Origin of the sequence: Archangium sp. (assembly GCF_036388035.1) — a bacterium.
GTDB lineage: Bacteria > Myxococcota > Myxococcia > Myxococcales > Myxococcaceae > Archangium.
In genome coordinates, this window is the sequence record NZ_DASVSO010000585.1 from 1 (window position 1) to 12,121 (window position 12,121).

At 68.5% G+C, this 12,121-nt stretch carries 8 protein-coding genes; 4 read left to right on the forward strand and 4 right to left on the reverse strand.

The genetic code is table 11. The features are described 5' to 3' along the window. Both VF697_RS23870 and smc read right to left on the reverse strand, forming a co-directional pair. The coding region (locus tag VF697_RS23870; RefSeq protein WP_331098750.1) for an Ig-like domain-containing protein at positions 1-1,192 on the reverse strand (1,192 nt) is incomplete at its 3' end. Positions 1,193-1,440: 248 nt separating this feature from the next. Then, on the reverse strand, positions 1,441-5,040 hold the full coding sequence (smc, locus tag VF697_RS23875; protein WP_331098752.1) for a chromosome segregation protein SMC: 3,600 nt from the start codon (positions 5,038-5,040) through the stop codon (positions 1,441-1,443). Positions 5,041-5,393: 353 nt separating this feature from the next. Here smc and VF697_RS23880 point away from each other — a divergent pair, with 353 nt between their 5' ends. After that, positions 5,394-6,050 (forward strand): hypothetical protein, encoded by a 657-nt coding sequence (locus tag VF697_RS23880; protein WP_331098754.1) that lies wholly within the window; start codon positions 5,394-5,396, stop codon positions 6,048-6,050. Positions 6,051-6,077: 27 nt separating this feature from the next. On the opposite strand, the gene VF697_RS23885 is transcribed toward VF697_RS23880, so the two are convergent. Both VF697_RS23885 and VF697_RS23890 read right to left on the reverse strand, forming a co-directional pair. Further along, positions 6,078-7,427, reverse strand: a complete 1,350-nt coding sequence (locus VF697_RS23885) for a hemolysin family protein (RefSeq protein WP_331098756.1) — start codon at positions 7,425-7,427, stop codon at positions 6,078-6,080. A 16-nt stretch (positions 7,428-7,443) separates the two neighbouring features. Beyond that, complete coding sequence (locus VF697_RS23890) at positions 7,444-8,259, reverse strand: tetratricopeptide repeat protein (RefSeq protein ID WP_331098758.1); 816 nt, start codon at positions 8,257-8,259, stop codon at positions 7,444-7,446. Between the two features lie 440 nt (positions 8,260-8,699). Here VF697_RS23890 and prfA point away from each other — a divergent pair, with 440 nt between their 5' ends. Genes prfA through murA form a run of 3 tightly spaced genes read left to right on the forward strand, consistent with a single transcriptional unit; the run spans position 8,700 to position 11,939 of the window. Then, a complete protein-coding gene (gene prfA, locus VF697_RS23895; protein ID WP_331098760.1) occupies positions 8,700-9,788 on the forward strand; it encodes a peptide chain release factor 1 in 1,089 nt (362 codons plus the stop codon). Continuing rightward, on the forward strand, positions 9,785-10,663 hold the full coding sequence (gene prmC, locus VF697_RS23900; protein ID WP_331098761.1) for a peptide chain release factor N(5)-glutamine methyltransferase: 879 nt from the start codon (positions 9,785-9,787) through the stop codon (positions 10,661-10,663). Before prfA ends, prmC begins: the two co-directional genes overlap by 4 nt. A 10-nt stretch (positions 10,664-10,673) precedes the next feature. Further along, positions 10,674-11,939: a UDP-N-acetylglucosamine 1-carboxyvinyltransferase gene (gene murA, locus VF697_RS23905; protein WP_331098763.1), complete on the forward strand. Its 1,266-nt coding sequence runs from the start codon at positions 10,674-10,676 to the stop codon at positions 11,937-11,939. The last annotated feature ends 182 nt before the right edge of the window (positions 11,940-12,121 follow it).

Below are 12,121 nucleotides of genomic sequence, written 5' to 3' on the forward strand. Positions count from 1 at the left end.
CAGCCGCGGGAGTGATGGCGATGGAAGTGAGAACGGCCTGGGTGACGGTGAGCTGGGACGAGCCGCTCACGTCGTCGAGGGTCGCGGTGAGGGTGACAGGCCCACCGGCCGCGACGCCGATGCCCAGACCCGTCCCATCCACGGTCGCGAGCGACGTGTCACCCGAGGTCCACGTCACGGTATTCGTGATGTCCACCGTGGTGCCGTCGCTGTAGCTGCCGTTGGCGGTGAATTGCTGCGTCATGCCAGCGGGCACCGACGCGGTCGCGGGGGTGACCGCGATGGCGGTGAGGACGGCTCGTGTGACGTCGAGCTGGGACGTTCCACTCATGCCCCCCAGCGTGGCGGTGACGGTGACGGGCCCACCTGGCGCCGCGCCATTGCCCACGCCTCTGTCACTCACCGTCGCGATGGACGTATTGCTCGAGGTCCAGGTCACGTTGTTCGTGATGTCCACCGTGGTGCCATCGCTGTAGCTGCCGTTGGCGGTGAATTGCTGCGTCATGCCAGCGGGCACCGACGCGGTCGCGGGGGTGAGCGCGATGGCGGTGAGGACGGCCTGCGTGACGGTGAGCTGGGCCGTGCCGCTCACGTTGCCCAGCGTGGCGGTGAGGGTGACGTGCCCCCCTACCCTGACGCCCTTGCCCAGGCCCGTGCCGTCCACCGTGGCGATGGAGGTATCGCTCGAGGTCCACGTCACGCTGTCCGTGACATCAATCGTGGTGCCGTTGCTGTAGATGCCGCTGGCGGTGAACTGCTGGGTCATGCCCGCGGGCACCGACTCGACCGCGGGCGTGATCGCGATGGAGGAGAGGACGGCGTCCGTGACGATGAGCCGGGCGGTGCCACTCATCTTCTCGAACGTGGCGGTGAGGGTGACAGGCCCACCGACCGCGACGCCAGTCCCCAGGCCCGTGCCACTCACCGTCGCGATGGACGTGTCGCTCGAGGTCCACGTCACGCTGTCGGTGAGATCGACCGTGGTGCCGTCCTTGTGGACACCCTTGGCCGTAAACTGCACCGTGCGGCCCACGGGGACCGCGGTACTGCTCGGAGACACCGTGATCGAGCGCACCTTGGGGGCCGGCTTCAGCGGGCTGCTGCCACTGCCGAGCTCGACGAAGGAGTTGCCGCCGGTGCCTTCTCCCGGCTGATCCGACGACTGCTGGGGCTTACAGCCAATGAACGTCAACGCAACACAGAGTAACAACAGAGCGATGAGTGGACGTTTCATAGCGAGTGCACACGCCTCCAGCGTTGGCGTTTCAAATGCCTCGCTCCGCGTAAAAATTTTTCTACTTCCGAGGGGCAGCTCTCCTGTCTGCTGAGGAGACAGCTGGTTCCAAGCGCCTCGACCCGGCAAAAGAAAAGCCCAGCAACCCCTCGAGATTGCTGGGCTTCCCAAGTTGTCTCCGACGGGATTCAAACCCGTGGGGGCTCTTACGCTGCGGTGACGTTGTCGTTGGCGGCGTTGGCCGCGCGCAGCTTCACGCTCACCAGCTTGGAGATGCCCGGCTCCTCCATCGTCACGCCGTACAGCGTGTCCGCCACTTCCATGGTCCGCTTGTTGTGCGTGATGAGGATGAACTGCGACTGCTTGCTCATCTCCTTCACCATGTCGTTGTAGCGGCCCACGTTGCCCTCATCCAGCGGGGCGTCGACCTCGTCCAGGAGGCAGAAGGGCGTCGGCTTGATGAGGAAGATGGCGAAGATGAGCGCCACGGCCGTCAGCGCCTTCTCGCCGCCCGACAGCAGGTTCATGCTCTGCAGCTTCTTGCCCGGCGGCTGCGCGACGATCTCCACGCCCGGCTCCCCGGCCTGCCCCTCGTTCGTCAGCACCAGGCTCGCCCGCCCGCCGCCGAACAGGCGCGGGAAGATGGCCTGGAACTTCTCGTTCACGATGTCGAACGTCTGCTTGAAGCGCTCGCGGCTCGACGCGTCGATGCGCCGGATGGCCTCCTGCAGCTTCTCCATCGACTCCGACAGGTCCTTCTTCTGCGTCAGCAGGAACTCGGAGCGCTTGGCCAGCTCGTCGTGCTCGTCGATGGCGGTGAGGTTGATCTCCCCCATTTTCTCCACCTGGGCGCGCAGCTCCTTCAGCTCCTGCTCCGCCTCCTCGCTCAGCGACGGCAGCATGTGGTAGCGGTGCACCTCTTCCTGCAGCTCCAGGCCGTGCCGCTCGCGGATGCCCAGCACCAGGTGCTCCAGCTCCAGGGCGATCTCCCGCTCGCGCAGGGTAATCTGCGACAGGCCCTGGGTGACGCTCTCCATCTTCGTGCGCAGCTCGCGCAGGATGGTGTCCTGCTCGCGCACCTGACTCGAGGCCGTGCCGTGGGCACTCCGCCGCGACTCCAGCACCCCGGAGGCCAGGCGCAGCTCCTCGGCCTTCTTGCCGCGCAGCGCGTCCGTCTCCGCGATGCGGCGCTCGAACTCCGTCACCCGGGCCGCGCCGTCGCGCACCGTGGTCTCCAGCTTGCGCACCCGGCTGGCCATCTCCTCCTTCTGGGCCAGCAGGCTCTCCAGCTCCTTGCGAGCCGACTCACCGCGCTCGCCGCCGGCCGCCACCTTCACCTTCAGGGTGGTGAGGTTCGCCGTGGCCGTGTCCCCGCGCTGCCGCAGCGACTCCAGCTCGCCCACGAGCTGCTTCACGCGCTCCTCGCGCGACTCGCGGTCCGCCTGGCCGTGCGCCACCTCGCCCCGGCTGTTCTCCTCCTCGTGCGCCAGCCCGTCGTACATGTGCGAGAGCTGGGACTCGTCGGCGTCCAGCGCCCGGAGGCGGTCGCGCACGCGGGCGAGGTCCTCGCTCGCCTTGTGCAGGTCCTTCTCCTGGCTGGCGAGGCTCAGCTCCTCGGCGTGCTGGTTCTTCGCCAGCCCGCGGAGCACGTCCTCCGTATCGCCCATCTGCTTCTGCAGGGTGTAGTGCCGGGTGAGGATCTCGTTGTAGCGCTCCTCCACCCGGGCCACCTCCCCGGCCAGCTCGGCGATCTCCCGCTTCTTCTGGAGGGCGCCCACCATCGCGCCCTCGCGCTCGCCGCCGGTGACGGTGCCGTCCGGGCGGAACACCTCACCGTCCAGGGTGACGATGGTGCACACGGTGCCCTCGGCGCTCGCATAGGCGCGCGCCACGGCCAGGTCCTCCACGATGACCACGTCCCCGAGGATGAGCTGCACCACGGGCTTGAGGGCTTCCTCGCACGTCACCTCGGAGAAGGCGCTGGCCAGCACGCCGGGCCGAGACAGGTCCGGCTGCACCACGGAGGGCACGCGCTCGGGCGGGGGCACCGGCAGGAAACTGCCCCGGCCCTCGATGGCGGACTTGAGGTACTCCACCAGCTCCACGCCCTTGTCGCGGCTCTCCACGACGACGTGCTGGAGCCGCTCGCCCAGGGCGGCCTCCACCGCGCGCTCGAAGCGCGGCGTGGTGGAGATGACGTCGGCCACGAGGCCGAAGATGCCCTGGGCCCGGGACTCCTCGCCGGCGCGCACCATCACCGCGCGCACGCCCTTGTCGAAGCCCTCGTAGTCCTTCTGCAGCGCGTCCAGCGAGGCCAGCCGGCTGCGCTTGTCGCTCAGCTCCTCGCGCAGGCCGATGACCTGGACCTCGTTCTCCATGAAGGCCTGGCGGGTGCGCACCAGGGCCTCCTCCTCGTGGCCCTTGCGCTCGGCGAGCTCGTGCGAGAGGTGGCGGCTCTCCTCCACCCGGCGCGCCACCTGCTGGCGCACGTCCTCGAGCTGCTTCTCCTGCTCGCGCAGCGAGTCGGCCTCGGCGCGGTTGCGGGCGCGGCGGGACTCCAGGTCCGTCTTCTGGCGGGCGAGGTTGACGAGGTTGCTCTCGTGGTTGGCCAGGCGGCTCGCCACGGTGACGACGGCGGCCCGCTCCTGCTCCAGCCGGAGGGAGATCTCCGCCTGGAGCTGGGTCACCCGGCGCAGCTCCTCCTGCGCCACCTTCATGGCGACCTCGTCCTCCTTCCACGAGCCGGCGATGTTGCTCAGCTCCGCCTCGCGGGCGGCCATGGTGTCGGCCACCTCGCTCTGGCGGGCCTTCACCGCGTTGAGCTCGCCCTCGGACTGGGCCACCCGGGCGCTCGTCTCCTCCAGGTCCTTGCGCCAGTAGGCCAGGTCCTGGTCCGCGCGCTGCACGGCGCTCTCCAGGGTGTGCACCTCGGCGGAGAGCTTCTGGAGGGCCTCGGTCTCGGCCTCCTGCTCGGCGCGGCGGTTGGCGATCACCACCTCCAGCTCGCGCAGCTTCTCCAGGCCCTCGCGCTCCTCGCCGCCCAGGTTGTTGAGCTTCTCCTGGAGCACCTTGGACTCGGCGTGCAGGCCGAGGAACTGGTGCGAGGCCGAGTGCAGCTCGATCTCCCGCATGCGCGTCTTGAGCTTCTTGTACTTCTCGGCCTTCTTCGCCTGGCGCGAGAGGCTCTCCAGGCGGCGCTCCAGCTCGCTCGTGATGTCCGTGACGCGCAGGAGGTTGGCCTGGGTGGCCTCCAGCTTGCGCTCGGCGGCCTTGCGGCGGGACTTGTACTTGGTGACGCCCGCGGCCTCCTCGATGAGGTGGCGCCGATCCTCGGGCTTGCTCGAGACGATGAGGCCCACGCGGCCCTGCTCGATGATGGAGTAGGCCTTGGTGCCCACGCCGGTGCCGAGGAAGAGCTCGGTGATGTCGAGCAGGCGGCAGATGGTCTTGTTGATGAGGTACTCGGACTCGCCGCTGCGGAAGAGGCGGCGGGTGACGGTGACCTCGGTGAGGCCCGAGAGGTGGGCGGGGAGCGTGTCCGTGTCGTCCACGTGGAAGGTGAGCGACACCTCGGCCATGGACAGGGGCGGCTTGGACTCCGAGCCGTTGAAGATGACGTCCTCCATGCCGCGGCCGCGCAGGTTCTTGGCGCTCTGCTCGCCCATGACCCAGCGGATGGAGTCCACCACGTTCGACTTGCCGCACCCGTTGGGGCCGACGATGCCCGTGACGCCGTCATCGAACGTGAAGACGCTGCGCTCCATGAACGATTTGAAGCCGGTGATGTCCAGACGCTTGATTCGCATGGTGGGAAACGGGCTCCCGGTGAGGTGTGCGGACGAGGGAGGAAGCGATCCGGAGGCCGAGAAATCGGCTTCGGAGCGATCAGACGAGTAGCATGCTGGATCGCAACCGATCAAGCATGACCCTGCCATGCATGACCATAGGCGAGCAGGCAGGCATGGCTCCCACCGACCTGGCGACCGGGGGGTTGTAGGGGAGGGAATAAACCCTACCTTTCCTCAACCATTTCTGGAGGCGACCTACGCTCAAGCCCCTGCTGGCTCTCTCCCTCCTCGTCGGAGCGGCCCCGGACGGCATAGCAGCCGGGTCTGACACGGCTGCTCCCCAGGCGAGCTGTCCCAATCCGTACTTTCCGTTGGAGGAGGGGCTGAAGCTCACCTACCGGGCGGGGCGCTCGGAGCTGTCGCTGAGCACCCGCGAGGTGAAAACCACCCCCGAGGGCCTCACCGGCACGCTCGCGGTGGACCTGAGCGGCAAGGCGGGCACCACCGAGGTCACCTGCGGGGCGGAAGGGGTGCGCACCGGGGTGGGAGGACTCGAGGGCACGCTGCTGTCGGCCTCGGGCATGGACGTCGAGGTGGTGTCCTCCGAGGGCCCGGTGGTGCCGGCGCCCGCGGCGATGGTGCCGGGGGGGACGTGGAAGAACAGCCTCTCGGTGAAGCTGCGGCCGCCCGAGTCGGCCAAGCTGCCGGGCGGCATGCGGCCCGTGCTCGCTTCCACGTTCGACAAGGAGGCAACCGTCGTTGGCGAGGAGGAGATCACCGTGGCGGCGGGCACCTTCAAGGCACTGAAGGTGCGCAACATCACCACCGCGCGCGCCACTCGGGCCAACGTGGGCCGCTCGCTGGAGAGCTTCATCTGGTTCGCCCCCGACGTGGGCATCGTGAAGGTGGCCACCGGGGAGAACACGGACCTGGAGCTCATCAAGGTGGAGCGCCCCACGCCCGTGGCGCAGGACAAGCCGGCGTCGAAGACGAAGCCGCGGGTACAGCCGGCCGCGAACAAGCGCTGAGCCCCGCGCCCGGCGGCTGGGAAGCGACTAGGAGGAGGCCGCCTCGGGAGGCGTCGTCACCGGCGGCTTCGGGCTCGACTGGGGCTCCACCGTCACACGCACCACGCGGGGCCCTTCGACCTCCTCCACCTGGATGCGCCACATGTCCAGCTTGAGCATGTCCCCCTTCTCGGGGATGCGCCCCAGCTTCGCCATGATGTAGCCGGCGATCGTCGTCACCTCGATGTCCTCGTCCTCGATCTCGAAGGAGACATCCAGGCGGTCCTCGAGGTCATCGAGCTGGGCCGAACCGGGCAGCTCGAAGCGCCCGCCGGGCAGCGAGCGCACCTCGTCCATGCGCCGCCCCAGCTCGGCCACGTCCCCCACCACCTCGGCCACCACGTCCGCGAGCGTCACGAGCCCGGAGGTGCCGCCGTGCTCGTCCACCACCAGGGCGATCTGCCGGCGGCGGCGGCGGAACTCGTTGAGGAGCTGCTCCAGCGTCACGTGCTCCGGGATGAAGACGACCGGGCGCTGCACCTGGGCGAGGCTGCGCAGCTCACCCTTGGAGAGGAGGAAGAAGAGGTCCTTCACGTTGACCACCCCCTCCACCGCGTCCATGTTCCCCCGGCACACCGGCAGCCACGTGTGGCCCGCGGCGCGCGCGTCCGCGATGCACTTGTCCAGGGGCTCCTCCACGTCGAGGAACTTCACCTGGTTGCGCGGCACCATCACCTGGCGCGCCGTCTTCTGGGCCATCTCGAGCGAGCGCTCCAGCAGCTCGGCGCGCTGCGTGGTGATGGCGCCCGCCTGCGCCGAGCTGTGGAGGATGACGCGCAGCTCCTCCTCGCTGTGCGCGTCGTGGGACTCGTGCGCCGAGTGCAGCCCGAAGGCCTTCAGCACCCACCCCGCCACGCCGTTGAGCAGCCAGATGGCCGGGTAGAAGACGAAGTAGAAGAGGCGCATGGGCAGCGCCACCGCGATCGTCGTCTCCTCGGCGCGCTGGATGGCGAAGCTCTTGGGCGCCAGCTCCCCCACGACGATGTGGAGGAAGGTGATGATCGCGAAGGCGAAGGCCACCGCCAGGGTGTGCGCCAGCGTGGGGCCCGCCGCGGCCGGGACGATGCCGTTGAGCAGGGGCTCCAACAGGTGGGCGAAGGCCGGCTCACCCAGCCAGCCCAGTCCCAGCGACGCGAGGGTGATGCCGAACTGCGTGGCGGAGAGGTAGGCGTCCAGCTTCTCCACCATCTTCATGGCGGCCGCCGCCCCCGGGCGCCCCTCGTCCACCAGGGCCTGCAGGCGCGTCTGGCGGATCTTCACGATGGCGAACTCGGTCGCCACGAAGAACCCGTTCGCGAAGACCAGCAGGATCGCCAGTCCGAGGAAGACCCATTCCATAAAGGAGCTCAGGCGCTCAGAAGAGCGCCTCGAACTCGGGGTCGCCCTTCAACGCGTCGAACATCGTATCCGTGGCCAGCCAGCCCTGAACTTTTTGGCGATCAGACGCCACGGCCTTCTGGAGGTAGGACACGGCGTCCGGCCGGCGGCCCCAGAGCGCATAGAGGGCGGCCAGGTTGTAGTTGAGCAGCAGGTCCTCGGCGTTGAGGGCGCGCGCCTTGTCGTACGAGCGCTCGGCCTCGGCGTAGAAGCCCTTCTGCGCGTAGCAGATGCCCAGGTCCAGGTGGGCCTCGAAGTTCTCCGACTCCAGGCGCACCACTTCCTTGAGCTGGTTGATGGCCGAGCGGTAGTCCCCCTCGTCCATGAGCAGCGCGGCGAGCTCGTGCCGGGGGAAGGCGTCCTGGGGATCCAGCTCGATGGCCGTCTGGAGCTCGCGCATGGCGTCCTCGATGCGGCCCTGGTCGGCGTAGGTGAGCCCCAGGTTGAGGTGCGCGTCGGGGTACTCGGGATCCAGCTCGATGGCCTCGCGGTACTCCGTCACGGCCATCTCGGCGGCGTGCGTGGAGAGGAAGCAGGCGAGGTTATAGTGCGCGGTGGGGCTCTCCGGCTCCAGCTTGAGCGCGGTGAGGTACTCGCCCAGCGCCTCGCGGAAGAGCTTCTTCTCGGCGTAGACGGTGGCGAGGTTGTCGTGCGCGTGGGCGGAGTCCGGATCGAGATCGATCGCCTTCTTGAACTCCTTGATCGCCTCGTCCAGCCACCCGCGGTCGGCGAGCTCGATGCCGCGCGAGTTGTGCTCGTCGGAGGCTACGATGTTGTCCTTTTCCCTGGCCATGAATTCGCGGAGCAATGTAGGCGCCGGCACTTCGGCGGCGCAACGTAAAGACATCCCGACCGGCGAGGGCTCGGCGGGTCCTCCCTCAGGCTGTTCCGACAGGCCGCCCCAAGGGACTCCGGCACAGGGAAAGGGGTGCTCGCCCCCTCCCCTGCTGACCAGGAGAGGAGGCAGGCAGGCCACTACTTGCGGCGCTCGCGGGCGCGACGGCGCTTGAGGGCCGCCTTCTTGGTCGAAGCGCGATTGGACAGCTTCTTCTTGCTGCGGTTTCCCTTCTGGGCAGGCATCTTCTGGTACTCCGTATTAGCGGAAGTGGGCCGCACTGGCGGCAGCGAAGCGCCCTTTTTTCATGCCCGGGGCCCGGAAGTCCATGGAATTTCTCGACCCCGTCCGGCCTTGCCAGGGGCCAGACAACGGGGCACAACCCCGACCCAATACCGATGATTGACAAACTCGAAGAGGTGGAGCGCAAGTTCGAGCGTCTCACCGCCGACCTGTCCAACCCGGACATCATCTCCGACACGGCCAAGCTCCAGCGCGTCTCCAAGGAGCGCGCCGCCCTGGAGAAGCTGGTGGAGACCTTCCGGGACTACCGCAAGGTGCTCGGCGATCTGAAGGAGGTCGAGGCCTGGCTTGGCAGCTCGGACCCCGACGAGAAGGCCTACGCCCGCGAGTCCCTCCCCGCCCTCAAGGAGCAGCGCGAGGAGCTGGAGGGGAAGCTCAAGGTCCTGCTGCTGCCCAAGGATCCCAATGACGAGAAGAACGTCATGCTGGAGATCCGCGCCGGGGCCGGCGGAGACGAGGCGGGCCTGTTCGCCGAGGAGGTCATGCAGATGTACCTCCGCTACGCCGACCGCAAGGGCTGGAAGTCGGAGATCATCGACCTGAGCGCGGGCAGCGTGGGCGGCGTCAAGGACGTCACCATCATGCTCTCGGGCGACGGCGTCTACAGCCACATGAAGTACGAGTCTGGCGTACACCGGGTGCAGCGCGTGCCGGCCACCGAGACCCAGGGCCGCATCCACACCTCCACCATCACCGTGTCGGTGATGCCCGAGGCCGAGGACGTGGACATCAAGCTCAACCCGGCCGACATCGAGATGCAGGTGATGCGCTCGACGGGCTCGGGCGGCCAGAGCGTGAACACCACGGACTCCGCGGTGCGCCTCATCCACAAGCCCTCGGGCATCGTGGTGAAGTGCCAGCAGGAGAAGAGCCAGACGAAGAACCGGGCCATGGCCGAGCGCATGCTGCGCGCCAAGCTCTATGAGATCGAGCAGGAGCGCATCCGCAACGAGCGCGACACCATGCGCCGGGGCCAGGTGGGCACGGGCGATCGCTCGGAGAAGATCCGCACCTACAACTTCCCGCAGGACCGGCTGACGGATCACCGCATCGGCCTCACGGTGCACAACCTGCCGGCGATCATGTCCGGCGGGGTGGAGGACGTCATCACCGCCTGCCGCACCCACTATCAGGCCGAGGCCCTCAAGGAGCAGGTGGGCGGAGGCCCCGGCAACCGCGCATGAGCGAGCCCTGGACCCTCCGCAAGCTCCTCACCTGGACGACGCAGCACTTCGAGAAGAAGGGTGTGGACGCCCCCCGGCTCACCACCGAGGTGCTGCTCGCCCATGTGCTGAAGACGACCCGGGTACGGCTGTACGTGGACCTCGACCGGCCGATGGAGAAGGAGGAGCTCACCGCCTTCCGTGCCCTCATCGAGCGGCGCATGGCCGGCGAGCCCACCCAGTACCTCACCGGCGTGCGGGAGTTCTACAACCGCCCCTTCAAGGTGGACCGGCGGGTGCTCATCCCCCGGCCGGAGACGGAGCTGCTCGTCGAGGCCGCCCTGCACAAGCTGCCCAAGGACGGCCCCGGCACCGCGCTGGACGTGTGCACCGGCTCGGGCTGCATCGCCATCAGCCTGGCGGCCGAGCGTCCCCAGGCCACGGTGCTGGCCACGGACCTCTCGCCGGACGCCTGCGCGCTGGCGCGGGAGAATGCCCAGGCCCTGGGGGTGGCGGAGCGGGTGACGGTGCTGGAGGGCAGCCTCTACGCTCCCCTCCCCCCGGACGCCCGCTTCGACGTGGTGGTCTCCAACCCGCCCTACATCGCCTCCGGGGAGATTCCGACCCTGTCGGCCGAGGTACGCCGCGAGCCCCACATGGCGCTGGACGGCGGACCGGACGGGCTGGTGCTCATCCGCAAGGTCATCGAGGGGGCTCGTCGCGTCCTCAAGCCTGGCGGGCTGCTTGCAATGGAGATCGGCGAGACGCAGGGTGGCGCCGTCAAGGCCCTGCTCCAGGCCGCGGGTTACGAGGACGCGCGGGTGGAGAAGGACTTGGAGCGGCGGGATCGCCTCGCTTTTGGGACACAGCCCGTGGCCAGCGGGCCACAGGGGTAAGACGACACAGATGGACAAGATCATCGTGAAGGGTGGCCGCCCGCTGCAGGGCGAAGTGACGGTCTCGGGCGCGAAGAACGCGGCGCTGCCCATCCTGGCCTCGTCGCTGCTGGCGGATGGCAAGAACGTCTACCGCAACGTGCCGGACCTGGCGGACGTCACCACCATGCTCAAGGTGCTGAGCACCATGGGCTGTGAGACGGCGCGGCTCGACGGGCGCAAGAGGGACGTGTGTGAGATCGCCATCGAGGGGCCCATTACCCCCGAGGCGCCGTACGACCTGGTGAAGACGATGCGGGCGTCCGTGCTGGTGCTCGGCCCGCTGCTGGCCCGCTTCGGCCGCGCCCGCGTGTCCATGCCGGGCGGCTGCGCCATCGGCGCCCGGCCCATCGACCAGCACCTCAAGGGCCTCAAGGCCCTGGGCGCGGAGATCACCCTCACCGAGGGCTACGTGGAGGCCCGGGCCAAACAGCTCCGGGGCGGCACCGTCAACTTCGACGTCATCACCGTCACGGGCACCGAGAACGTGATGATGGCGGCCGTGCTGGCCAAGGGCCGCACCGTGCTGGAGAACTGCGCGCGCGAGCCCGAGGTGGAGGAGCTCGCCCGGGTGCTCAACAAGATGGGCGCTCGCATCGAGGGCGCGGGCACCTCCGTCATCACCATCGACGGGGTGGAGTCGCTCAAGCCGGTGGAGCACGCCATCCTCCCGGACCGCATCGAGGCGGGCACGCTGATGGTCGCGGCGGCCATCACCGGCGGCAACGTGCTGGTGAAGCACGCGGTGCCCGAGCACCTGGAGTCCGTCATCCTCAAGCTGCGCGAGACGGGCTGCACCGTGACGGCCGAGGACGGGGGCCTGCGGGTGAAGGCGCCCAAGGTCATCCACTCGGTGGACGTGAAGACGACCGAGCACCCGGGCTTCCCCACGGACATGCAAGCCCAGCTGATGGGCCTGATGACGGTGGCCGCCGGCACCTCGGTCATCTCGGAGAGCATCTTCGAGAACCGCTTCATGCACGTGCCGGAGCTGCACCGGATGGGGGCGGACATCACCATCCAGGGCCACACGGCGGTGGTGAAGGGCGTCAAGCGGCTGTCCGGGGCGCCGGTGATGGCCACGGACCTGCGCGCCAGCGCCTCCCTCGTCCTGGCGGGCCTGCGCGCCGAGGGGAAGACCGAGGTCGCCCGCATCTACCACCTGGACCGGGGCTACGAGCGCCTGGAGCGCAAGCTGCGCAAGCTGGGAGCGGACATCCGCCGGGTGAAGGCCTAGGACTCCGGGGCTAGGTCAAGGGGGCCCCCGGAGTTGATTCCGTGAACACAATGTCGCAGTCGAGTTGCATCCGAAAATTCATGCGACCTATCATTCTCTGAACGTCCGGGGGGCCACGCCCTCCGGACGCCCCCACGGGAGCGATGCTCCCCCCTACAGGAGAATGACCCGCCCCATGAATT

Excerpts from the sequence above, each read along its gene's own strand:
- smc (WP_331098752.1), bottom strand. The coding sequence starts at position 5,040 with ATGCGAATCAAGCGTCTGGACATCACCGGCTTCAAATCGTTCATGGAG.
- VF697_RS23885 (WP_331098756.1), bottom strand. The coding sequence starts at position 7,427 with ATGGAATGGGTCTTCCTCGGACTGGCGATCCTGCTGGTCTTCGCGAAC.
- VF697_RS23890 (WP_331098758.1), bottom strand. The coding sequence starts at position 8,259 with ATGGCCAGGGAAAAGGACAACATCGTAGCCTCCGACGAGCACAACTCG.
- prfA (WP_331098760.1), top strand. The coding sequence starts at position 8,700 with ATGATTGACAAACTCGAAGAGGTGGAGCGCAAGTTCGAGCGTCTCACC.
- prmC (WP_331098761.1), top strand. The coding sequence starts at position 9,785 with ATGAGCGAGCCCTGGACCCTCCGCAAGCTCCTCACCTGGACGACGCAG.
- murA (WP_331098763.1), top strand. The coding sequence starts at position 10,674 with ATGGACAAGATCATCGTGAAGGGTGGCCGCCCGCTGCAGGGCGAAGTG.